This is a genomic window from Pseudoduganella sp. OTU4001, from assembly GCF_038440195.1.
GTDB lineage: Bacteria > Pseudomonadota > Gammaproteobacteria > Burkholderiales > Burkholderiaceae_D > Rugamonas.
In genome coordinates this window covers 27919-50797 of sequence record NZ_JASATG010000034.1, presented here as the reverse complement: position 1 = coordinate 50797, position 22879 = coordinate 27919, and the positions used below count along the sequence as shown (strand labels likewise).

The window sequence follows — 22879 nt, the reverse complement described above, 5'->3', positions numbered from 1 at the left end:
TTCCAAAACCCTGTACACTACCGAACATGACTACTCCAGACCAGATTGAGCCAGGCGCTCCGGCGCGCAGCGACTTTGCCCGCGACTTCCTGTGGGGCTGCGCCACTTCGTCCTACCAGATCGAGGGGGCGGCCAGTGAAGACGGGCGCGTCGAGTCGATCTGGGACCGCTTCGCGGCGACGCCGGGCAAGGTGCGCGACGGTTCCAGCGGCGCGGTGGCTTGCGACCATTACCACCGTTGGGAGGAGGACATGGGCATCGCGCGCGACATGGGCCTGAACGCCTACCGCTTCTCGATCGCCTGGCCGCGCATCATGCCGGGCGTAGGTGCGGCGCCGAACCAGCAGGGCCTGGATTTTTATTCGCGCCTGGTGGACGGCATGCTGGAGCGGGGCATCCAGCCCTGGGCCACGCTATACCACTGGGACTTGCCGCAATACCTGCAGGAGCGCGGCGGCTGGGCCGAACGCGATACCGTGCAGCGCTACCTGGAGTTCGTCGACGCGGTGACGCGCCGCCTGGGCGACCGGGTGCAGCACTGGATTACCCACAACGAGCCCTGGTGCACGGCCATCCTCGGCAACTTCGAGGGCATCCACGCGCCGGGCCTGACCGACTTCCGCACCGCGCTGCAGGTTTGCCACCACGTGCTGCTCTCGCACGGCAAGGCGGTGCCGCTGATCCGCAATAATGTGCCGGGCGCACGCGTTGGCATTTCCCTTAGCCTGCATCCGTTGCGCGCAGCCAGCGATAGCGCGGCCGACCGCGCCGCCATGGAGCGCCATGACGGCCTGCGCTACCGCTGGTTCCTCGATCCGCTGCATGGACGCGGCTACCCGGCGTCCACGCTGGAACAGATCGGCGATGCCGCGCCGGTGGTGCATGAGGGCGATATGGAGGCGATCGCGGTGGCGACCGACTTCATGGGCGTGAACTACTATTTCCCCGAGACGGTAGCCGATGCGCCGGGCCACGAGCCTTTGGATGCACGCGTGCTGCCGCCGCCAGCCGGCGCGGAAACCACCGCCATGGGCTGGGAAGTGGCGCCGGAAGGCCTGGGCGAGCTGCTTGGCCGTATCCATGCCGATTACGCGCCGCAGGAGCTGTACATCACCGAGAACGGTTCCTGCTATGACGATGAAGTTCTGGCCGACGGCACGGTGAACGATGTCCAGCGCCGCCGCTACCTGGCGCGCCACCTGGGCGCCATGAAGGACGCCATTGCGGCAGGCGTGCCGGTGAAAGGCTATTTCGCCTGGAGCCTGGTAGACAACTTCGAATGGGCGGAAGGTTATCTGCGCCGCTTTGGCCTGGTGCATATCGACTACAAAACACAACAACGAAGGCTGAAGGAAAGCGGCAAGTGGTATCGCGCCTTCCTGCGACAGCCGACCTAAGGAGACAGGATGAAGAAGTTTGCTTTGCTGGCGGCGGCGCTTTTGCCTGCCGCTGTGGGCCGCGCCGCACCTACGCCGCAGGCCGATTGGCCGCGCGTGCACAGCGCCATCGCGCCCGATGCGGCGCTGGAGAAGCGCGTTGCAGCGATTGTCGCGGGCATGACGCTGGAGCAGAAAATCGGGCAGATGACCCAGCCCGAGATCAAGACCGCCACCCCGGACGATGTGCGGCGCTATTACCTGGGTTCCGTGCTGAATGGCGGCGGCAGCTGGCCGAACGGGAACAAGCGTGCCAATGCGTCGGAGTGGCTGGCGCTGGCGGATAAGTACCACGACGCTTCGATGTCGACCGATATGAAGGTCCAGGTGCCGGTGGTGTGGGGCATTGACGCCATCCACGGCAATAGCAATGTATTCGGCGCCACGCTGTATCCGCACAATATCGGCCTGGGCGCGGCGCGCAATCCAAAGCTGGCTTTCGAAATCGGCGCGGCGACCGGCAAGGCGGTGCGCGCGACCGGTATCGCCTGGGTGTTTGGCCCGACCATCGCCGTAGTGCGCGACGACCGCTGGGGGCGCACGTACGAAAGCTTCTCCGAAGACAGCAAGCTGGTCGCCAGCTATGCCGGCGAATATGTGAAAGGCCTGCAGGACCGCTTCAAGTCCGACGCGAATGTGCTGGCCAGCGCCAAGCACTTTGTCGGCGATGGCGGTACGGACCAGGGCAAGGACCGTGGCGATACGCGCGTGACGCCGGAGCAGCTGGCAACCATCCACGGCGCTGGCTACACGCCGGCGCTGGCCGAAGGAGCGCAGACCGTGATGGCGTCCTTTAACAGCGTGAATGGCGTCAAGATGCATGGCAGCCGCGAAATGCTGACCGACGTGCTGAAGACCAAGATGGGCTTTGACGGTTTTGTGGTCAGCGACTGGAACGGCATTGCCGAAGTGCCGGGCTGCCGCAACGACAGCTGCCCGCAGGCGATCAATGCCGGCATCGACATGATCATGGTGCCGGATGACTGGAAGGCGTTCATCACCAATACGATCGCCCAGGTGAAGGCTGGTGAGATCCCGATGGCGCGCATCGACGACGCCGTGACCCGCATCCTGCGCGTCAAGCTACGTGCGGGCCTGTTCGGCAAGCGTCCTTCGCAGAATACCTATGCCGGCAAGGATGCCGCGCTGCTGGACCGCGAACTGGCACGCCGCGCGGTGCGCGAATCGCTGGTGCTGCTGAAGAATGAAGGCCCGGCGCTGCCGCTGGCGCGCGGCAAGAAGATCCTGGTGGTCGGCAAGAGCGCAGACAACCTGTCCAACCAGACCGGCGGCTGGTCGCTGACCTGGCAGGGCACGGACAATACCAATGCCGATTTCCCGAATGCGGACAGCATCCTGGCCGGTATCCGCGCAGCGGCGGGCGAGGGCAATGTGACCTTCAGCGCTGATGCGCAGGGCGTGGACGTGAGCAAGTTCGATGCGGTGATCGCGGTGGTGGGCGAGCGTCCTTACGCGGAGGGCGACGGCGACATCGGTCCTTCCGGCACGCTGCGCCACAGCAGCCGCTATCCGGAGGACCTGGCGGTGCTGGAGGCAGTCGCAGGCAAGGGCAAACCGGTGATCACCGTGTTCGTGGCTGGCCGTCCGCTGTTCGTGAACGACCTGCTCAATCTCTCCGATACTTTTGTTGCGGCCTGGCTGCCGGGGACCGAGGGCAAGGGCGTCTCCGACCTGCTGGTGGCGGGCGCGCGCAAGTATGATTTCCGAGGCAAGCTGTCGTTCTCCTGGCCGAAGTCGGCCTGCCAGACGCCGCTCAACGTGGGCGACGCGGATTATGCGCCGCTGTTCGCGTACGGCTACGGCCTGCGCGGCGGCCAGCGCTCGTCGCTGGGTAAGTTGGATGCTTCCTACGCGCCGGGCGGCTGCGGTTCGAGCAATACCTTCCCCGTGTACGGCCAGGCTGACCGCGCCAGCTTCCCGCTGCTGATCCGCAGCGGCAGCGAGCAGCTGGCGCTGGGTGCGGACCTGAATGCGACTTTCCGCCTGCCTGGCATCACGGTGCAGACCGCGCAAGTCAATACGCAGCAGGACGCCAAGCTGGTGACCTGGAGCGCGGGCGCACCGGCTGACGCTCGCCTGGTGGCGCGCGGCGCGAAGGCGATGCAGCTGCCAGCGGCTGCCGCGCGGGATGGTGTGCTGCAGTTCGACACAATCGTGCAGGCTGCACCGCAGGGCAAAGTCACGCTGGCGATGCAGGACACCACGCTCGACGCGACCCGCTTGTTCGCCCGACTGGCGGGCAAAGGCAAGCAGACCGTCAAGCTGCCACTGGCATGCTTCACCGCGCGCGGCTTGCAGCTGGAGCAGATGGTTGCGCCATTCAGTCTCGGCGCGGAGGGAGCGTTCGCTGCCGCCATCGCCAATATCGACATCGTAGGCAGTGCCGCCAGCGCGGCAGACGCGGTGCGCTGCGAAGAACTACAGTAAGGAGACAATATGGCAAGCATGGCACCAAACACCGCATCGACTGCGTCGAGCGAGTTGGCCGGCGGGACGCAAAACACCAGCGCGCTGGTCATCGTCACCATCCTGTTTTTCATGTGGGGGCTGATCACGTCGCTCAACGACGTGCTGATTCCGCACCTGAAGGCGATCTACACGCTTAGCTACGTGCAGGCGATGCTGGTTCAGTTCTGCTTCTTCGGCGCGTATTTCATCGTATCGCTGCCGGCGGGCGCGCTGATCCGCCGCATCGGCTACCAGAAGGGTGCCGTAACGGGGCTGCTGATCGCGGCAATCGGCTGCGTGCTGTTCTATCCGGCATCGTTCGGCGGTTATGGCTTGTTCCTGTTCGCCTTCTTCGTGCTGGCGTCGGGCATTACCATCCTGCAGGTGGCGGCCAATCCTTACGTTACGGTGCTCGGCCCCGCGCGTACTGCATCCAGCCGCCTGACGCTGACGCAGGCCTTCAACTCGCTGGGTACGACCATTGGCCCGGCGGCTGGAGGGCTGCTGATCCTGTCGGCCGTCGGCGCAGCGGCTGGCGCGGCGGCGGAGGCGGCGACCGTGCGTGGCCCTTACTTGGCGCTGGCGGGCGCGCTGGCGCTGCTGGCCGTGATGTTCGCCTTTGCGCGCCTGCCGCAGATCGCCGACAGCGAAGATGTGGCGCTGGCGGGTGAGGGCCACGGCTCCGCCTGGGCGCATCGCCACCTCGTGCTGGGCGCTATCGGCATCTTCCTGTACGTGGGAGCGGAAGTCAGCATCGGCAGCTTCCTGATCAACTTTTTCGGCGAGGCCAATATTGCCGGCTTGTCGCACGCAGACGCCTATCACTACGTCAGCATCTACTGGGGCGGCGCCATGGTGGGCCGTTTCATCGGCTTTGCGGTGATGCGTGTTGCCAGCCCAGGCAAGACCCTGGCCTTCAATGCGCTGCTGGCGATTGTGCTGGTGCTGGCGGCGGTATTCGGTTCGGGCAAGGTGGCGATGTGGGCGATCCTGGCAGTTGGCCTGTGCAACTCGATCATGTTCCCGACCATTTTCAGCATGGCGCTGCATGGCCTGGGCAAATACACGGGGCAGGGCTCCGGCATCCTGTGCATGGCCATTGTGGGCGGCGCGCTGGTGCCGTTCGCACAAGGTGCGCTGGCAGATGCGATGGGTGTGCAGGCGTCCTTCCTGTTGCCGGCCGCCTGCTACGGCTTCATTCTTTACTTCGGCGCCAAGTACTCTTCCTTGTACGCGGCGCAGTAATTCTCCACGTACTGCTGGTGCGGCGGCAGCTGCGCCACAGTACGCGCCACATTGTTGCGGATGCTGTCGAGGAAGTCGGACAGTTCCGCATCCCCCATCAGGTCCGCAGAAGGATGGTGCTGCAGCGGCGTAATGCCCTGGCCCAGCATCACCTGGATCCACGAGTTCTCGGCAAACAGTTCGTTCGATACACGGAATACGCGGCCGGTTTCGCGGAACAGGTCGATGCGGTGCTGCAGCGATGCCGGCACCTCCATCTCCGCGCAGTGGCGCCAGAACGGCGTGTCGCGGCGGTTGGTGACCTTGTAATGCAGGATGATGAAGTCGCGGATATGTTCGATCTCGGCCCAAGCCTGGCGGTTGTACTCGTCGACCTCGGACTGGAAGATGCCGGCCGAAGGGAACATCTGCATCAGGCGGATGATGCCGCGCTGGATCAGGTGGATGCTGGTAGATTCGATCGGTTCCAGGAAGCCGCTCGCAAGGCCGATGGCGATGCAGTTCTTGTTCCACACCTTGCGGCGCTGGCCCGGCTTGAAACGGATCACGCGCGGCTGAACCAGCTGCTCGCCGCTGATATTGTTCATCAGCGTGGTACGGGCGGTGTCGTCGTCGACGAATTTGCTGGAGAAGACCATGCCGTTGCCGACGCGGTGCTGCAGCGGGATGCGCCATTGCCAGCCCCAGTCGTGTGCAATGGAGCGGGTGTAGGGCACGGCCGGGCTGGTGGAGGACGTCTGTACGGCGATGGCGCTGTCGTTGTGCAGCCATTGCGACCAGTCCTCAAATTCCTCGCCCAGGGTTTCGCCGATCAGCAGGGCGCGGAAGCCGGTGCAATCGATGAACAAATCGCCTTCCAGCAGCGCGCCGGAATCCAGCTGCAGCGCGGTGATATGGCCGCTGGCTGCATCGGTGTGGACCTTCGCAATCTTGCCTTCGATGCGCTGGGCGCCGTAGCCTTCCGAGTATTTGCGCAGGAAGCGCGCGTAGGCGCTGGCGTCGAGATGGTAGGCGTAGTTGATGCCCTGGCGCGGCAGGTGGCCGAAGCGGTTCAGCTGTGCTGCCTTCAGCTCCAGGCAGTAGTCGCCGTAGTCGCTGGCCAGCTTGCGCTCGCGGCCCTTGTGCCAGAAATGCTGGAAGCCGGCGGTCCAGTGGTCGGTGCCGGTCAGGCCGAAGGAGTGGATGTAGTCTTCGTTGACGTTGCGCCAGTTCTCGAAGCCGATGCCGAGCTTGAAGGTGGCTTTGGTGGCGGCCATGAATTCCTGCTCGTTGATCTCCAGCAGGTGGTGGAAGTTGAGCAGGGTAGGGATGGTCGCTTCGCCGACGCCAACGGTGCCGATTTCGTCGGACTCCACCAGTTTGATGTCGTGGGTCTTGCCGAGGGTGCGCGACAGGGCTGCGGCAGCCATCCAGCCCGCGGTGCCGCCGCCGGCAATGACAATACGCCGCACAGGGCGGCGCTGGGTGTTTTCGTCTCTCACTTCCGGTCTCCGGTTATCGGTTTAGTTTTCTGAGAAGCTGGGCGCGCAGCATGCGCGATGCGTCGTCGCCGATGGGGCCGAGCACGCGCCGGGATTGCGGCGGAATGTGGCCGGCGGTCTGCTCGCCAGGCTCGAATACATAGTGGCGGAAGATGTCCTGCCAGACCTGGCGCTGCTCGGGCGGCAGGTCGCGGATCGAGAGCAGGGACAGCATCAGCGCATTGGTTGGGGTGTCCATATAGTCCGGCGACTGGCGCCACCAATAGTTGACCAGCACGTTGAAGGCTTCCAGCGCTTCCACGTGGTGCCACCACATGCTTGGGATGAAGATGGCATCGCCCGGTTCCAGCTCGGCCACCAGCGCGTGGCGCCATGCTTCGATAAAGCGGGGGAAGCGTTCCAGGTCCGGCTGGTGCAGGTCGACCAGGCTGATAGGCTGGCCTGCCGGCGTGAAATCGATCGGGCCGACGTACAGGTTGGGCAGCTGCTGCGGCGGGAACAGGGTGAAGCGGCGGCGGCCCGCGGTAACGACAGCCAGGTTGTCGGGCAGGTCGTAGTGGGCGGCGATGCGGGTCTGGTTGCCGATCCAGACGCTCATGAGGGCGTCGCGCGCGCCCAGGTCGAGCGGGTTTTCCTCACGGTAGCCGGGGAGTGCGGTTTCCACCGTGGTGGAGCCGACGTAGATGGCGGGCGGGTGCGGGTTGTCTCGGTGGCCCTCCATCTCCAAGAGCACGTCGTCCAGGCGCGCTCGCACGGAGGCGAAATTGAAGCCGCTCAGGTCTTCGTTGTAGAAGAATCGGCCGCCGATGTCGCGCGTGCCGAGCATGGCGCCCACAGTGGCGTCGCGGTAGAAGCGACGCAGATACGCGTCGGCGCTGGCTGCGCCCTGGCGCCCCGCCTGCACGGCGGGCCAGCGCGAGAGCAGGCCGCGCAGCACCAGCGGCTGGGTGGACGTCAGCAGGTCGTCATTGATGTCGGACGGCGTGATGCCGTGCAGCTCGCGCAGCGGCTTAGCATTGGGCAGCATGGACGCGGTTCTTGCGCTCGATCAGGGTGCGGAAGTTGGACATGGCTGCAATCACCATATAGATCGGCTGCAGGTAGCCGGCGCGGTTCAGGCGTTCCAGCACGGCGCCGGCCAGCGCGGACAGGCGCTCCTCGTTGATGGTGTAGAAACCGGCCAGGCGGTACTGCGAGCCGTCATCGAGTTCAATGTCGAAGGCGAAGGATTCCAGCAGGTGGTACTCCAGCAGCGCCGCCATGAAACCGCGCGATTGCTGCAAGCCCTGGTGGATCGCCAGCAGGGTGGAATTGACGCGCTCCAGGTATTCGGTGGTACCGCCGTGCGGCAGGAAGACGCGCTCGCCGTCGCTGCTGCTGATGCGCGGGTTTTCCAGGTCCACGTGGACCATCAGCTCCGTGCCGTTGGTGCCGATCAGGAAGGGCTGGCGCTCGATGGTCAGCGGCACATAGGGTGCTTCCCAGCCGTGCATGCCGAGGAACAGGTTCTCACCTTCCTGGAAGCCGAACAGCGCGTGCGCTTCGAAGTTGCCGTCGTCCGCCTTACGGAACACGATCGGGTAGCAGGCCTGTATGTCGCGGAACTCGCTCGGGAAGGTAAGGGCCGACATGACGTTGTCGCCGAACATGGCGCCGCGCCCGGTTTGCACGTGCAGGTCTTTGTGGTCGATATTATTGAGCAGGACAGGATTTGCCATATGGTCCTCAGATGGTGGGTAGGCCGTGGCGGCGGATATGGTCGATCAGTTCGCGGTTGGACGGCAGGGCGGCCAGCATGCGGTGCGTGAGGCTGGCAGCTTCGCGGAAGTAGTTGTCGGCTGCCTGGTCGTTGTCACGGCGGCGGATACCGCCACCGGGCTCGCTGCGGAAGCCCATACCGTACAGGATGTATTGCCAGCTGGCCGAAGGGAAGACTTCGTCCACCCGGCCCAGGTCGTAGCGCGAAGGCTGGCGGTGGCGCCACAGGGCCAGCATGTCGCGCAGGCTAGCCGGTATGGTTTCGCGGTTGTCGATCCAGTAGGGCGAGTCGCTGCGCATGCTCAGCACATAGTGCAGCTTGAGGAAGTCGATCACGCGTTCCCAGCGATAGCGGAAGGCGTCGTTGAAGCGGCGCGCGGCCAGGTCCATGGTGCCGCGTGTGGCCGGCATGTCCTCGCTCAGCATATTGGCCGACAGTTCGACCATGGCCAGGGCCGAGGCTTCCAGCGGTTCGATGAAGCCGGCCGACAGGCCGATGGCGACGCAGTTGCGGTGCCAGAATTGCTCCCTGTAGCCGGGGTTGAAGGCCAGCTTGCGTGGCTGCGGGATATCGGCCGGGCCGCCGGTGTCGACGATGTACTGGCGCAGGGCGCGTTCTGCTTCCTCGTCGCTGCTATGCGCGCTGGAGTAGACGTGGCCGATGCCGCGCCGGGTCGGCAAGCCGATATCCCAGATCCAGCCGCTGCGCTGGGCGGTGGAGCTGGTTTGCGAGGCGATCGGGCTGTCCTCGGCAGGGTAGGGGATCTGCACTGCCAGCGCGCTGTCATTAAACAGCACATGCTTTTGCGGCACGAAGGGTACTTCGTAATGCTGCCCGAGCAGGCGCGATTGCAGGCCGGTGCAGTCGATGAACAGGTCGGCCTGCAGCGTGCCTTGCGCGGCGCCCTGCAGCGAGGCGATATCGCCGTTTGATGCCGCATTGACGGCCACGATGTGGTCAAGCACGTGGCGCACGCCCAGCTTCTCCACGCAATGCTGGCGCAGGAAGACGGCGAACTTGCCGGCGTCCAGGTGGTAGCCGTAATTCGCGACGGAGGCGAATTCCGGCGTCGAAGCCTGCTTGGGCGCTTTGCCGTGCACGCACAGGTGGGGCTGGAAGCTGGCCAGGTCGGCGAACGGGATATTCGAATGCGCCTGCTGCCAGCGCTCGGCCAGATTGGCTTCGCCATAGCCCTGCGGCAGCACGAAAGGATGGAAATACACATCATCCGCCGCGCCGGTCACCCAGCGGTTAAAGCGCGAGCCCTGTTTGAAGGACGCATCGCACTGGCGGAAGAAGTCGGATTCGGAGACACCGATACGGCGCAGGGTATCGCGCATGGTGGGCCAGGTGCCTTCGCCCACGCCGATAATCGGCACGTCGGGAGATTCGACCAGAGTGACCCGCAAGCCTTGCGGGCCATCGGCTGGATGGTCGGCCGCCAGGATGGCGGCGGCCAGCCAACCGGCCGAACCGCCTCCCATCACGACGACTTCGCGAACTGCGTTGCTTGCCATTGGTTGCATTAAGTGAGTCTACCGTGAAATAAAGTCGGGGTCATGTCTGACATTCGGACATTTGCCGTGGGCAAATGTCCGAATGTCAGACATGACCCTGACTTTTCCTTAGAACTTGTAGCGTGCTCCCAGCATGTAGCGCGGGCCGGACTGGGTCACGAACAGGGCCATCGATTCGGCGCGGCCGTGGACGCGCTGGATTTCGTTGGTGACGTTGATCGCCTCGAACTGGAAGCTAAGCTTGTCGTTGTAGGCGTAGCCAATGCTCAAGTCCAGCTGGCCGTACGCTTCGGTGTAGTTCGGGTTGGGGCCCGAGCCGTCGAAGGTGGAGGACAGGAACTTGTCGCGCCAGTTGTAGGCCGCACGTACGGTCCAGTTCTTGTCTTCGTAAATGCCGACCAGGTTGGCGGAGTTGCTCAAGCCGACCAGCGCAAACTGCTCGCCGATCTTGTAGTTGTCGTACTTGAGACCCGAGTCCACCCAGGTGTAGTTGGCCGACACGCCGAAGCCGGAATTGCCGAACATGTGCTGCACGTTGATCTCGGCGCCCTTGATCTTGTCCTTCTTCTGGTTGGAGAAGGTGGTGATCTCGAACGGCATGATCGGGTCGCTCGGCTGGCCGACGATGGTGCCGGTGGCGTTGCCGCTCGGGTCGTCCGCGCCGCGCGTCACGCCTGGGGCGTTCGGGTGGTTGCGGAAGATGTAGTTGCGGATGCAGACCAGGTCATTGCCGCAAGAGCCTTTCTGGACCGCTTCGTTCCACAGCGCGCCGCCGACCGGGGTGTGCAGGTTGAACGGGGTGGCGGTGATCTTGGACTGGCCGGCGTAGTTTTCCAGGTCTTTGTGGAACAGGCCGAGCGAGGCGAAGCTTTGCTGGCCGTAGTACCACTCCCACGACAGGTCCAGGTTCTTGGACTTGACTGGCTTCAGCTGCGGGTTGCCTTGCGAACCGGTGCCGCCGAATACGCGCGCCAGGGTGTTCAGGGTGGTGCCGCCCTGGATCTGGTCGTAGCGTGGACGGCCGATGGTCTCGCCGTAGCTGGCGCGCAGCTTCATGTCGGAGCGGATGTCGGCGTCCCAGTCCACGCTTGGCAGTACGTGGTGGTACTTGCCGGTCAGCGTGGTGAAGGTGGCCGGGCCGAAGGAGACTGGCAGTTCGTTGGCCGATACCCAGCTGATGGCGGTAGCCGACGGCACCAGGGCAGTGGAGACCACGTCGGTGGTTTCGTAGCGCACGCCGATATTGGTGTGCATCGGGATCGCGGTATCCCAGTCGGTGCCGAACTGCACATAGGCCGCTTTGGACTTCTCGCTGGTGCGCTGGTCGGTGTCGAAGGTGTTCTTCGGCAGGTACAGGTCCGGCAGGCCGGTGACCTTGGCCGCCAGGGCGCGCAGCTCTTCGAAGTTGAAGGTGTAGAACTGGTTGAACAGGGCCGGGTTGCCGCTGCCGTTGATCTTGTCGAAGTACTGGCGCAGCGACTCCTGGTGGAACATGCTGGCCGGGTAGTCGGATGCCTTGGTGGCGCCGCCCCAGGTATCGCGCTGCTGGGTCGAGAAGGCGGAGCGGTTCTTCACTTCGGTGGATGCCAGGCCGAAGTTCAGGTTGGACGCTTCCAGCAATTTCAGGCTGCCGCGCGCCTGCACCTGGTCGATCTCGCCTTTCATATAGCCGTTCTGGAACACCGAGCCGGTCACCTGCTGCGGTGCGCGCGCAAAGTCGGCGCCCTTGATGCTCAGGACCGGGAAGTCTTCGCGGAAGTCGGCGGTGGTGTCGCCGCGGCTGAAGCTTGCGGTGCCCAGCACGTTGCTGGAACCGAATGGGCTGTCGGCCTTGGATTCGGCGGTCGAGGTGTGCGCATCCAGTTCCAGTTTCAGGCGGTCGGTCTTCCACGCTGCGTTGAAGCCGAGCGACTTGTTGGCGGTCTTGGTGGCGAATTGCGCGCCGCCCATGGCGATGTCGGAATCGGCTTTCGGGATCAGTTCCGTGTACACCAGCGGCGCGGCGACCGGGCCGTTGCTCCAGGTGCTGGTCGAACCGCCGAAGTTGAACCAGGCCGAAATGTCCTGGCGGCGGGTCTGGATCTTGTTCTCGGAGTAGGTGTAGTCCAGCGTGGTGGTCAGGTTCTTGACCGGCGCCCATTGCAGGGTAAGCTGGCCGTTGGTGCGCTGGCGCTGCACGCCGTTCATGTTGTAGTTCAGGTTTTGCGGCACCGAATAGATGTCGTTTGGTTTCGGGCGGTTGGTCACGCCAGGCGTGTTGCCGTCCGGGCCTGGCTGCGGGATGGTGCCCCAGTTGTTCTCGTCGCCTTTGAACGGGCCGCGCCAGCCGTTCGATACGGCGGCCTGGTTGAAGCCCAGGTTGCGTTCCTGGTAGCTGGCGCTGAGCGCTACGCCGAAGCGGTTGTCGTCGAAGGTGTTGCTGTAGATGCCGGAGAATTCAGGCGTGGTGGCGCTGCCTTGCTTGACGTCGCCGGGCAGGTTGTTGTGCGAGGTGTCATGCACGGCCTTGGCGCCGAAGCTGGCCAGCATGCCGGGGCGCTCCAGCGGACGCGCGGTCATCACGTTCAGCGTGGCGCCGATGCCGCCGGTAGGGGCCTCGGCGCGGCCGGTCTTGAACACCTGGATCTGCGAGATCGCTTCCGACGCCAGGTTGGCGAAGTCAAAGGCGCGGCCATTCAGGTCGCCCAGGTTGGAGGTTGGCATCTGGCGGCCGTTCAGCAGCACCAGGTTGAAGTCGGGGCCCACGCCGCGCACTGTGACTTTGGAACCCTCGCCGATCGAGCGGTCGATGGAAACACCGCTGATACGCTGCAGCGACTCTGCCAGGTTAGTGTCGGGGAACTTGCCGATGTCTGCCGCCACGATACCGTCCACGATGCCGTCGGCATTGCGCTTCAGGTTCATGGAGGAGCCAAGGCTGGCGCGCAGGCCGCTCACCACCACGGTCGTGACGTCGCCAACATTGGAAGGGGCGGGCGTCATGCCTGCCTGGTCCGACTCCTGTGCCTGGACCGGTGCGATGAGCGCCGCGCAGGCTGTCGCTACTGCAAGGCTCATCAATTTCTGTTTCGCCTTTGGATAGTACATTTGGTCTCCTTGGTTCTTATAGTCTGGCCGCCTCCCCCAACCAGCATGGAAACGTTTCCATGTAATGCTTAAAAATACTAGGGGCAGCAAATTCGATTGTCAATAAAATACGCCGGAACTCGGCAGGGAGTGTGGGGTTTCCGTCATCAAACTGGAAACGTTTCCATTCTGGTCAGCGCAATATAGCACTGTTCAAATTTTTAAGTCAACAGCTTTTCCGTGCTATATTTTCAACGAAATTGGGAACGTTTCCATAAGGAAGGTATGAGAAAACTTTTTATATCGTTCATGACGTTTTTCGCGCTGCAGGGCGCGCAGGCATTGGAAACGTGGCCAAATTCGGCCCGTGCTGCGGTCAGCCTGGCCTACGACGACGCGCTCGATTCGCAGCTTGACCATGCCTTGCCGGCGCTCGAGCGCTATGGCGTGAAAGCCACGTTTTACCTGGCACTGGCCAATCCCGCGGTGCGCCAGCGCATGGCCGAATGGCGCGCCGCGGCGCAGCGCGGCCACGAGCTGGGCAACCATACGCTGTTCCACCAATGCGCCGGCGGCACGCCGGAGCGCAGCTGGGTGGAAGCGCACCGCAACCTGCAAAACACCAGCGTGGCGCAGATGCTGGACCAGGTACGGGTGGCGAACACCATGCTGCTGGCCATCGACGGTCGGCATGAGCGCACCTTCAACGCGCCTTGCGGCGACCGGCTGGCCGGCGGCCAGCCTTACTGGCCAGCGATCCGCGACGAACTCGTGGCGCTGCGTGGCGACGGTCCGGCGACGGCGGGGCTGAGCGGCGCGCAGCTGATCGAGCTGGTGAAGGAGCAGGGCGCCAAAGGCGGCATCGTGAACCTGGTCTTCCACGGCATCGGCGGCGATTACCTGTCGGTCAGCAAAGAGGCGCACGAGGAGCTGCTGCGCTTCCTTTCCGAGCATCGCGCGGAGTACTGGACCGATACTTACCTGAACATCGTGCGCCACCAGCGCGGCGCTAAACCTGGCTGGGTGCTGGACTGGGCCGATGAATTCGATGGCGATGCGCTCGATGCGCGCAAGTGGGTGCCTGAGGTGGCGGGCCACGGCTTCGGCAACAACGAGATGCAGTTCTACACGGCGCGCCGCGAGAACGTACGGGTGGAGGGCGGCATGCTGGTGATCGAGGCACGCAAGGAGGCCTGGCAAGGCAAGCAATACACCTCGGCGCGACTGAAGACGGCGGGGCTGATGGAGCGCAAATACGGCCGCTTTGAAGCGCGCATCAAGGTTCCGCGCGGGCAGGGTATCTGGCCGGCGTTCTGGATGCTGGGCGCGGACATCGGCAAGGTGGGCTGGCCGCGCAGCGGCGAGATCGACATCATGGAAAACATCGGCAAGGATCCGGGCATCGTGCATGGCACCGTGCATGGCCCGGGCTACTCGGGCGAGAAATCGATTGGCGCGCCATCGCCGCTGCCGGCCGGCCAGCGCTATGCGGACGATTTCCATGTCTTCGCGGTGGAGTGGGAGCCGGGCGAAATCCGCTGGTACCGCGACGGCCAGCATTACCATACGGCGCGCCCGTCCACGGTGCGCGGCGACTGGGTGTTCGAGCACCCGTTCTTTGTGCTGCTCAACCTGGCCGTGGGCGGTTACTGGCCAGGTTATCCGGACTCCAGCACCACCTTCCCGCAGCAGATGCTGGTGGATTACGTGCGGGTCTACCAGCGGGGGGAGTAATGGTACACTCGCCGCATGAATGCAATCGTCCTTGCTGCGGCCTTGCTGGCCGCCCCGGCCACGCCGGAACAGGCGGTCGCCACGCTGTGGCGCGCCCTTAGCCATGACGCAGGCCGGCCCGGCAACGAAGCCGAGCTGCGCGCCATCCTCCATCCCGATGCCATGGTCTACGGCGCCCGCTACCGCGACGGCGTGCCGGCGCTGTCCGTGACGCGCGGCACCGACTTTGCCGCCAGCATTGGCCGCGTTGGCGAGCAGGGGTTCCATGAATGCGAAGTGGCGCGCGAAGTGCGCCAGTACGACCGTTTCGCCACTGTCTACAGCGTGGTCGAATCGCGCAATGAACGCAACGCGCCGAAGGCCAATTTCACAGGCGTGAACAGCATCCAGCTGTATCGCGCCGACGAGGGCTGGCGCATCATTGCCCTGTACTACCAAGTCGAAAAGCCTGGTATGCCGGTCCCGCTGCAGGGCGGGAAGTCGGGCGTTTGCCTGGAGGGGCAATGAACGAGAAGGCGGCGCGCACCATCCTGCTGGTCAAGGCCATTGAAGAGGCCGACACGCAAAAAGAAGTGCTGTCCGACGATGACCGCAAGTACGCCAGCCGCACGGCGCGCGAGCTGGCACACTGGCAGGCGGCCGAGGCGCGATCGGCATCGACCTTGCCCGTTTTCCTCTACCATCGCGCGGAGCAATTGCTGAAGCGCCTGTCGGCGCGCCACAAGCTGTTTGCCTCCGTGGCGCAGGGCCACAGCGGCTTGTGGGGCGCCAGCTGGCTGTTGCCGGTGGTGGCGCTGCTGGCGGGCGGATTTGCCGAACGCTTTGCCGATCCGGGCCGGGTCGACCTGGTGTCGCTGCCCCTGCTCGGCATCATCGCCTGGAATGCGCTGGCATATGTGCTGCTGGCTGCCTTGGCACTCCTGCCTTCGCGCCGGGCCGGCTTGCGGCGCGGCCTTGCCAACCGCATGGGCCTGGGCGGTAGCCAAGTGCCGCGCCGCTTGCCGCATGTACTGGCCAGCGGCGTGCTGCAATTCATGGTCGAATGGGCGCGCCTGGGCGTCAAACTGAACCTGGCGCGCATTGCGCGCATCCTGCATTTTTCGGCGGCGTCTTTCGCGCTTGGCGCCGTCCTGTCGCTGTATGCGCGCGGCATTGTCTCGCGTTATGCCACCGGCTGGGAAAGCACCTTCCTCGATGCACCGCAGGTGCACCAGTTGCTGTCGCTATTGTTCGCGCCAGCGGTCAAGCTGTTCGGGCTGGAGGGCTTCAGCCTGGCGGAAGTGGCAGGGCTGCAGAACTGGGGTAACGCCAAGCTGGGTAACGGCGCGCGCTGGGTGCACCTGTATGCAGCGAGCCTGCTGCTGTACGTGGTGCTGCCGCGCGTGGTGCTGGGCATGCTGGCCACGTTGCGCGCGGCCTGGCTGCGCCGGCGCTTCCCGCTGGACCTGGAACAGCCGTATTTCCGACAGCTTGGCGTGGCGGCCGGTGCCGAACCGGGCGTGCTGCGCGTGCTGCCCTACAGCCTGACGGTGGACGAGGCGCGCGGCAAGGGGCTGGATGCGCTGGCGCGGGAAATGCTGGGCGAGCAGGCCCGCGTGCGCCTGTTGCCGCCGGTCGCCTATGGCAGCGCCGAGCCAGCGCTGGAGGCGGAGCAGGGCGTCACGACTGCTGTGCTGTTTGGCATTGCCGCCACGCCGGAGCAGGAAAATCACGGCGTCTTCCTGGCCGCCCTGGGTAAGGGCCAGCGCCTGGTTGCCCTGCTGGACCAGTCCGCGCTGGCAGCGCGTATGGACGCCACCCGCTTGCGCGAGCGCGTAGAATTGTGGAGAGAGTTCTGCATCCTGCACGGCGCCGAGCCCCAAGTGGTGGACTTGCTGGCGCCGCAAACCGTCAAGGAGAACCCGGCATGAGCGGTGCGGCCGTCACGATCCAGCTGGCGCTGGTATCGCACACCAATAACGGCAAGACCACGCTGGCACGCACCCTGCTGGGCGCGGACGTCGGCGAGGTGCGCGACGCCGCCCATGTAACCAGCTTCGCCGAGTCGCATCTGCTGATGGCGACGCAGGCCGGCGACCGCCTGGTGCTGTGGGACACGCCGGGCTTCGGCGATTCGGTGCGGCTGATGAAGCGCCTGGCCATGGCCGGCAACCCGATCGGCTGGTTCCTGCGCGAAGTGGTGGACCGCTACCGCGACCGCCCGTTCTGGCTTAGCCAGCAAGCCTTGCGCGCCGCGCGCGACGAGGCCGACGTGGTGCTCTACCTCGTCAATTCAACCGAAAACCCGGGCGATGCCGGCTACATCCCGGCCGAAATGCGCATCCTCGACTGGCTGGGCAAGCCGGTGCTGGTGCTGCTGAACCAGATGGGGCCACCGCGCCCGCTGCCGGAGGAACAGGCCGAGCTGCTGCGCTGGAAAGACCATATGCTGCAATTCGGCCAGGTGCGCGAAGTACTGCCGCTCGATGCCTTCGCCCGTTGCTGGGTGCATGAGCGCGTGTTCTACGATGCGCTGGGCGCCCTGGTCGGCCCGGCCAAGCAGGAAGGCTATGAGCGCCTGTTCTCGGTGTGGGAAGACACGAATGCGCGCCGCTTCAAGCAATCCATGGCGGTGATGGCGCACCAGCTATGCGACGCTGCGCACGACAAGCAGGTGGTGGAAACGGTGGAGCGCGGCGTGATCGCTTCAGCGCTCAAGATCATCGGTATCGGTAAAGGCGAAGACCGCAAGCGCCAGGACCGCGCCATGAATACCCTGGTGGCGCGCCTTAACCTGGCGATCGGCCATGCCACCGTCAACCTGCTGGCGCTGCACAAGCTCGATCCCAGCGAAGCGCCCAAGATCAATGCCCGCATCAGCAAGAATTTCGTGGTGCTGGCGCCGGTGGACAAGGGCCAGGCGGCGCTGCTGGGCGCCATCGTTTCCGGCGCCGCGACCGGCCTGTCGGCCGACCTGGCGGCGGGCGGCCTGACGCTGGGCACCGGCGCGCTGCTGGGCGGCGTGATTGGCGCGCTGACTTTTGCCGGCGCGGCCTGGGGCTTCAACGTGCGCATGGACAGGGAGGTGCCGACCATCACGCTGTCGGACGACTTCCTGCGTACGCTGCTGATTTCCAGCGTGCTGCGCTACCTGGCCGTGGCCCATTTCGGGCGCGGGCGCGGCAATTTTGTGGAGAGCGAAGCGCCGCCGTTCTGGCAGCAGGAAGTGGAGCAGGCGGTGGCGCTGCACGATGCCGACGTCTCGGCCTTGTGGCGCACCCTGCGCGAGCAGGAAGAGCACGACCTGGCGCCGGCCAGCGCCGTGGTCACCGCAATCACGGCCCACGTGCTGGCACGGCTTTACCCGGAAGGTCAGGCGGCGAACCCGCCGTCGATATTGAGGCCGGCGCCGGTCACGTAGCCCGCTTCCTCGCTGGCCAGGTAGGCCACCATCCCCGCGATTTCCTCGCTGCGGCCATGGCGCTTGATCGCCATCAGGTCGTGCAGCGACTTGGCGAAGTCGGAGTCTTCCGGATTCATGTCGGTATCCACCGGGCCTGGCTGCACGTTGTTGACGGTGATGCCGCGCGGGCCGAGATCGCGCGCCAGGCCTTGCACCAGGCCGGTGAGCGCCGATTTGCTCATGGCGTAGATCGAACCGCCTGCGAACGGCATGCGTTCGGCATTGGTGGAGCCGATATTGATCACGCGGCCGCCTTCCTTCATATGCGCCACAGCGGCCTGCGTTGCCGCGAACACGGCGCGCACGTTGACGGCGATGGTCTGGTCGAACGCTTCCAGTGTCAGCTCCGATACATCGCCCAGGTGCAGCACGCCGGCATTGTTGACCAGGATGTCGAGGCGGCCGAACTGGCTGGCTACTTTATCGATGGCGGCGCGGGTGGCCAGGGCGTCGGCCGCATCCACTTTCAGCGCCAGGGCTTTGCCGCCGGCGGCGTTGATTTCACTGACCAGCGCATCGGCTGCGGCGCCCGAGCTTTGGTAGGTGAAGGCGACGGTGGCGCCGTCTTTGGCCAGGCGGCGCACGATGGCGGCGCCGATGCCGCGGGAACCACCGGTAACGAAAGCGATCTTGTTCATGATTTGGTACTCCATATTGGGTTGGGATGAGTCCAGTATGGACGCAGCATTGCGTTGCGACTAGGTGGTAATATTGACTATCACCTTCAACCAAATGTTTAAAATGCTGCCACTGAACCTGCTTGAATCCTTCCTGCAGAGCGCCGAATGCGCCGGTTTTTCGGAAGCGGCACGCCGCCTCGGCATGACGCCGGCCGCCGTCAGCAAGAACGTGGCGCGGCTGGAAGCGCGCCTGGGCGTGCGCCTGTTCCAGCGCAGCACGCGGCGCCTGGCCCTGACCGAGGCCGGCGAGCGCTTGCTGCAGCAGGTGCGTGAGCCGCTGGCCGAGCTGCAAGGCGCAATAGCCGGCGCGGCGCAGGATGCGGGCGAGCCGGCCGGCACGCTCAAGGTGGCGGTGGCGCACGGCGTGGGGCGCATGTACATCCTGCCGCTGCTGAAGGGCTTCATCGAGCGCTATCCAGCGGTTCGGCACGACTGGCGCTTCGACAACCGCACGGTGGACCTGATCGGGGAGGGCTATGACGTCGCCATTGGCGGCGGCATCGAACTGGCGCCGGGCGTGGTGGCGCGCGAGTTGGGGCGGCCGCGCATCCTGCTGGTGGCGGCGCCGTCTTACCTGGCGGGCCGCAAGCGGCCGCGCCACCCGTCCGAACTGGCGGGCTGGGACGGTATCGCGCGCCGCTCGGCCGAGAGCGGGCGCCTGCGCGACTACCTGCTGCGCAATGCGGCCGGTGCGGAAGCCGTGGCCGAATTCCGCACCGTGGCGACGTTCGATGATCCGGAGGCGATGGCGCAGGCGGCGTGCATGGGATTGGGTGTGGCCTTGCTGCCAGGCCCGCATGCGGCGCCGCTGCTGGAATCCGGGCAACTGGTGCGGCTGCTGCCCGGCTGGTTTGCGGAAGTGGGACCGCTCTCGATCTACTATTCGAGCAAGAAGCTGTTGCCGGTCAAGACGCGGGTGTTTGTCGACTACGTGGTGGAGCAGTTGCGCGCGGACGGATTCGCCGCGCGCCTGGACCGCTTATGACTACTTCAGGCTGCGCGCCAGGAAGGCTTCCACCTTGCGCCAGAAGTCGATCTGGTTCTGCGGCCGCGTCCAGCCGTGGCCTTCATCGTCATACACGATCCACTCAGGAGGATTGCCCGCCGCGATCAGTGCCTTGCGCATGTCTTCGCCGTGTACGATTGGGACGCGTGAATCTTTCGCACCGTAGGCCAGCAGCACCGGTGCCTTGATGCGCGCCGCCTGACGCAGCGGTGAGTTCGCCTTCAGCATCTCGGCGTCACGCTCGGGATGGCCGACCATATCGTGCATATAGTATTTCTTTGCATCGTCGGTGGCGTCCGACCAGAATACCTCGTACTTGTAGAGCGGGTCGGTGACGCCAACCCAGGATACGGCACAGCGGTACAGTTCCGGATTTTTCACGACGCCCATCAGCGCGGCATAGCCGCCGTAGCTGGCGCCGGCGATGCAGACACGCTTTCCGTCCACCAGGCCTTTGTCGACCGCGAATTTCAGCGCGTCGTTGAGGTCATCCTGCATGCGCAAACCCCATTGCTTCCAGCCGGCGCGGTGATGGCGGTCGCCATAGCCCTCGCTGCCGCGGAATTCAGGCTGGATCACCACATAGCCACGTGAAGCGAGGAACTGTGCTTCGGAATCCCAGCCCCAGGTTACGCCGCGCGCCCACGGGCCGCCATGCACCAGCACGATGGCAGGACGTGGTTTGTTGTCGCCCGAAGGTGTGGCAGTGATCCACACGGGGAGGTCGGCGCCATCGCGCGTTTTCGCGCGGTGCAGGTCGAGCAGGCCCATTTGCTTTTCGTCGATCTTGGGGCGCGCATCGCCCAGACGCTGCCATTGGCCTGTGGCCACGGTGTAAAGCAGGTATTGGCCGGGATTGTTGTCCGCTTCGGAGTACAGCAGCACGTGGCGCGGCGCGCGGCAGGAGTCGCCGCAATCCAGCAAGTTGACGCGGCCCGGCAGCATGGCGTCGGCCTGCGCTTGCAGCTCGCGCATCTTCGGCACAAACCAGGTGGTGCCGGGGGCATCGGCCAGGGTATGCATGCCCACCAAAGCGTTATCGCCATGGTCATACAAGGCCGTCACCTCGGTGTCGAAGCCCGGTGTTTCGACCACTACCTCATCGGACGGCTTGCCGCTGCCGAAATCGAATTTGCGCAAGGTTTGCAGGGCCGGGCCATCGCCACGCGCGTAGACGTAGAGTTGGTCTTTTTCGTCGACGTAGCCTAGGCTGAACTTGCTGTCATTCTTCTTAAAGCGGCCGAGCTGCTTCCACGCGCCGGTTGCGGCATCGGACCAGTACAACGCGATATGGCTCGACTCGTTGGCCCAGCCAGCGCGCGGCTTGCCCTTGGCATCAAACATCCAGCCGCTGATACGGATGCCGGAGTCGGGCTGGCCCGGCAGGTTGCGCAGGGCGCCGCTGGCCAGGTCCAGTGAACGCAAGGTGGTATGGGTGTACTGGTAATCCGGCCCATAGTGGCTTTCGCCGACGATAATTTCATTGCTGCCCGGGGCGCCCCGGCTCACCATGTAGTTGTAAGGCTCCAGCGGCTGGTAGCCTCCGGCCGGGTACATGCTGCCCCATTTGCGCTTGATCAGTTCGCGCATACGGTCGCCGTTGCGCTGCACCGTCATTAACCCGCTGTATTCCTGCTTGCCGCTTTTCTGCTGGTTGTCCACCAAGCTGAAGACGAGCCAATCTTCATTAACCCATTGCACTCTGACGATATCGTGACGGGTGAACGTGGCGATGATCTTCGATTCTTCTTTGCCGTCCAGGTCCATCATGGTCAGGCGGTTGCGGCCATTCGGTGTGCCGTTGACCACGGCCACCCAGCGGGTGGAAGGCGACATGACGGCAGCCTGGATCAGCGCCGGCTCGAAGAAGGTTTCGATGGCCGGTGGGGGGGAGGCAGCCTGCGCTGCGGCGGGCAGGCCGGCCAGCAAGGCGGCGCCCAGGAGGAGGGGAAGTGTAGTTTTCATAGGGCAATATTTTAAGCGCAATGGTTGTGAAACTGGCAATGATTTCTTTGTATACTTGTTGTTGCTTTTCCACTGCCGCCCGGCAAGGGCGCGGTATCATGCATTTCCACTCAGACCAACGAAAAGGGGAAGTTTCATGAAGTTCCGCCTGGTTACCCGCAGTGATTTTGATGGCCTGGTATGCGCGGTGCTGCTCAAGCACCTGGACCTGATCGATGAGATCCTGTTCGTGCACCCCAAGGATATGCAGGACGGGAAAATCGCCATCTCCAGCCGCGATATCACCACCAATCTTCCCTATGTCGCAGGCGCCCATCTCGCCTTCGACCACCACTTGTCCGAAACCATCCGCAACACGGGCGACCGCCAGAACCACATCATCGATCCCAACGCCCCCTCGGCGGCGCGCGTGGTGTATGACTACTACGGCGGCGGCAACAAGTTCCCCTCGGCCTGGAACGACATGATGCTGGCCGTGGACAAAGGCGATTCGGCGCAGTTCAACCGCGACGAGGTGCTCAACCCGCAGGGCTGGGATTTGCTGAACTTCCTGATGGACGCGCGCACCGGCCTGGGGCGCTTCCGCGATTTCCGCATCTCGAACTACAACCTGATGATGGACCTGATCGACTACTGCCGCTCGCACACCATCGACGAGATCATGGCGCTGCCGGATGTGAAAGAGCGCAAGGACCTGTATTTCGAGCATGCGGAGAAGTGCAAGGAGCAGATCAAGCGCTGCGCCACGGTGCACAAGAACCTGGTGGTGCTGGATTTGCGCAAGGAGGAGACGATTTACGCGGGTAACCGCTTCGTCATCTATGCTCTGTATCCTGAGCAGAACATCTCGATCCACGTGCTGTGGGGGCTGAAGAACCAGAACACGGTGTTCGCGACCGGCAAGTCGATTCTGAACCGCACCTCAAAGACCAATATCGGCGCGCTGATGCTGGAGTATGGCGGCGGCGGGCATGAGAATGCGGGCACCTGCCAGGTGGAGAATGAGATGGCGGAGGATGTGTTGGGGGCGCTGGTGGCGCGCATCAACAAGGAAGGCTAGAACCGGTAAACCGGTGTCT

16 protein-coding genes are annotated in these 22879 nt (G+C 64.4%); 9 read left to right on the top strand and 7 right to left on the bottom strand.

What is annotated here, in order from left to right; translation table 11 throughout:
• Positions 1-26 precede the first annotated feature (26 nt).
• The 3 genes from AAHE99_RS22460 to AAHE99_RS22450 are packed head-to-tail and all read left to right on the top strand — an operon-like array spanning position 27 to position 5150.
• A complete protein-coding gene (locus AAHE99_RS22460; protein ID WP_342119593.1) occupies positions 27-1397 on the top strand; it encodes a GH1 family beta-glucosidase in 1371 nt (456 codons plus the stop codon).
• A 9-nt stretch (positions 1398-1406) separates the two neighbouring features.
• Positions 1407-3884, top strand: a complete 2478-nt coding sequence (locus tag AAHE99_RS22455; RefSeq protein ID WP_342119592.1) for a glycoside hydrolase family 3 protein — start codon at positions 1407-1409, stop codon at positions 3882-3884.
• A 9-nt stretch (positions 3885-3893) separates the two neighbouring features.
• Positions 3894-5150 carry a sugar MFS transporter gene (locus AAHE99_RS22450; protein ID WP_446728949.1) on the top strand — a complete coding sequence of 419 codons (1257 nt, stop codon included), beginning with the start codon at positions 3894-3896 and terminating at the stop codon, positions 5148-5150.
• Here the strand turns inward: AAHE99_RS22450 and AAHE99_RS22445 are convergent.
• From AAHE99_RS22445 to AAHE99_RS22425, 5 genes are all read right to left on the bottom strand, one after another.
• Positions 5108-6631: a tryptophan halogenase family protein gene (locus AAHE99_RS22445; protein ID WP_342119591.1), complete on the bottom strand. Its 1524-nt coding sequence runs from the start codon at positions 6629-6631 to the stop codon at positions 5108-5110. The two genes, AAHE99_RS22450 and AAHE99_RS22445, sit on opposite strands and share 43 nt — an antisense overlap.
• A 13-nt stretch (positions 6632-6644) precedes the next feature.
• Entirely contained in the window at positions 6645-7658 is a 1014-nt protein-coding gene (locus AAHE99_RS22440; protein WP_342119590.1) for a cupin-like domain-containing protein, read from the bottom strand.
• On the bottom strand, positions 7642-8349 hold the full coding sequence (locus tag AAHE99_RS22435; protein WP_342119589.1) for a SapC family protein: 708 nt from the start codon (positions 8347-8349) through the stop codon (positions 7642-7644). The genes AAHE99_RS22440 and AAHE99_RS22435 overlap by 17 nt, the downstream gene beginning before the upstream one ends.
• Positions 8350-8356: 7 nt before the next feature.
• Positions 8357-9907: a tryptophan halogenase family protein gene (locus tag AAHE99_RS22430; RefSeq protein WP_342119588.1), complete on the bottom strand. Its 1551-nt coding sequence runs from the start codon at positions 9905-9907 to the stop codon at positions 8357-8359.
• 108 nt (positions 9908-10015) lie between these two features.
• Positions 10016-12964 (bottom strand): TonB-dependent receptor, encoded by a 2949-nt coding sequence (locus AAHE99_RS22425; RefSeq protein WP_342119587.1) that lies wholly within the window; start codon positions 12962-12964, stop codon positions 10016-10018.
• Between the two features lie 318 nt (positions 12965-13282).
• Between AAHE99_RS22425 and AAHE99_RS22420 the strand changes: the two genes are divergently transcribed.
• Genes AAHE99_RS22420 through AAHE99_RS22405 form a run of 4 tightly spaced genes read left to right on the top strand, consistent with a single transcriptional unit; the run spans position 13283 to position 18107 of the window.
• Entirely contained in the window at positions 13283-14707 is a 1425-nt protein-coding gene (locus AAHE99_RS22420; protein ID WP_342119586.1) for a family 16 glycosylhydrolase, read from the top strand.
• A 15-nt stretch (positions 14708-14722) separates the two neighbouring features.
• Positions 14723-15214 carry a hypothetical protein gene (locus AAHE99_RS22415; RefSeq protein WP_342119585.1) on the top strand — a complete coding sequence of 164 codons (492 nt, stop codon included), beginning with the start codon at positions 14723-14725 and terminating at the stop codon, positions 15212-15214.
• Entirely contained in the window at positions 15211-16617 is a 1407-nt protein-coding gene (locus AAHE99_RS22410) for a DUF2868 domain-containing protein (protein ID WP_342119584.1), read from the top strand. The genes AAHE99_RS22415 and AAHE99_RS22410 overlap by 4 nt, the downstream gene beginning before the upstream one ends.
• Entirely contained in the window at positions 16614-18107 is a 1494-nt protein-coding gene (locus AAHE99_RS22405; RefSeq protein WP_342119583.1) for a DUF3482 domain-containing protein, read from the top strand. The genes AAHE99_RS22410 and AAHE99_RS22405 overlap by 4 nt, the downstream gene beginning before the upstream one ends.
• On the opposite strand, the gene AAHE99_RS22400 is transcribed toward AAHE99_RS22405, so the two are convergent.
• Positions 18059-18802: an SDR family oxidoreductase gene (locus AAHE99_RS22400; RefSeq protein WP_446728948.1), complete on the bottom strand. Its 744-nt coding sequence runs from the start codon at positions 18800-18802 to the stop codon at positions 18059-18061. The two genes, AAHE99_RS22405 and AAHE99_RS22400, sit on opposite strands and share 49 nt — an antisense overlap.
• Before the next feature lie 88 nt (positions 18803-18890).
• Between AAHE99_RS22400 and AAHE99_RS22395 the strand changes: the two genes are divergently transcribed.
• The gene (locus AAHE99_RS22395; RefSeq protein WP_342119581.1) at positions 18891-19814 is read left to right on the top strand and encodes a LysR family transcriptional regulator; all 924 of its coding nucleotides are present in this window, start codon (positions 18891-18893) and stop codon (positions 19812-19814) included.
• Here AAHE99_RS22395 and AAHE99_RS22390 read toward each other — a convergent pair whose 3' ends face one another.
• Positions 19815-21800, bottom strand: coding sequence for an alpha/beta hydrolase family protein (locus AAHE99_RS22390; protein ID WP_342119579.1), 1986 nt, complete (start codon positions 21798-21800; stop codon positions 19815-19817). It abuts the gene before it with no gap.
• A 136-nt stretch (positions 21801-21936) separates the two neighbouring features.
• On the opposite strand from AAHE99_RS22390, the gene AAHE99_RS22385 reads away from it, so the two are divergent.
• The gene (locus AAHE99_RS22385; RefSeq protein ID WP_342119578.1) at positions 21937-22860 is read left to right on the top strand and encodes an exopolyphosphatase; all 924 of its coding nucleotides are present in this window, start codon (positions 21937-21939) and stop codon (positions 22858-22860) included.
• Positions 22861-22879 lie beyond the last annotated feature (19 nt).

Bases quoted from the DNA above. Each gene is read 5' to 3' on its own strand.
- AAHE99_RS22435 (WP_342119589.1), bottom strand. From the start codon at position 8,349: ATGGCAAATCCTGTCCTGCTCAATAATATCGACCACAAAGACCTGCAC.
- AAHE99_RS22405 (WP_342119583.1), top strand. From the start codon at position 16,614: ATGAGCGGTGCGGCCGTCACGATCCAGCTGGCGCTGGTATCGCACACC.
- AAHE99_RS22415 (WP_342119585.1), top strand. From the start codon at position 14,723: ATGAATGCAATCGTCCTTGCTGCGGCCTTGCTGGCCGCCCCGGCCACG.
- AAHE99_RS22450 (WP_446728949.1), top strand. From the start codon at position 3,894: ATGGCAAGCATGGCACCAAACACCGCATCGACTGCGTCGAGCGAGTTG.
- AAHE99_RS22455 (WP_342119592.1), top strand. From the start codon at position 1,407: ATGAAGAAGTTTGCTTTGCTGGCGGCGGCGCTTTTGCCTGCCGCTGTG.
- AAHE99_RS22440 (WP_342119590.1), bottom strand. From the start codon at position 7,658: ATGCTGCCCAATGCTAAGCCGCTGCGCGAGCTGCACGGCATCACGCCG.
- AAHE99_RS22430 (WP_342119588.1), bottom strand. From the start codon at position 9,907: ATGGCAAGCAACGCAGTTCGCGAAGTCGTCGTGATGGGAGGCGGTTCG.
- AAHE99_RS22385 (WP_342119578.1), top strand. From the start codon at position 21,937: ATGAAGTTCCGCCTGGTTACCCGCAGTGATTTTGATGGCCTGGTATGC.
- AAHE99_RS22410 (WP_342119584.1), top strand. From the start codon at position 15,211: ATGAACGAGAAGGCGGCGCGCACCATCCTGCTGGTCAAGGCCATTGAA.
- AAHE99_RS22390 (WP_342119579.1), bottom strand. From the start codon at position 21,800: ATGAAAACTACACTTCCCCTCCTCCTGGGCGCCGCCTTGCTGGCCGGC.
- AAHE99_RS22425 (WP_342119587.1), bottom strand. From the start codon at position 12,964: ATGAGCCTTGCAGTAGCGACAGCCTGCGCGGCGCTCATCGCACCGGTC.
- AAHE99_RS22400 (WP_446728948.1), bottom strand. From the start codon at position 18,802: ATGGAGTACCAAATCATGAACAAGATCGCTTTCGTTACCGGTGGTTCC.
- AAHE99_RS22395 (WP_342119581.1), top strand. From the start codon at position 18,891: ATGCTGCCACTGAACCTGCTTGAATCCTTCCTGCAGAGCGCCGAATGC.
- AAHE99_RS22420 (WP_342119586.1), top strand. From the start codon at position 13,283: ATGACGTTTTTCGCGCTGCAGGGCGCGCAGGCATTGGAAACGTGGCCA.
- AAHE99_RS22460 (WP_342119593.1), top strand. From the start codon at position 27: ATGACTACTCCAGACCAGATTGAGCCAGGCGCTCCGGCGCGCAGCGAC.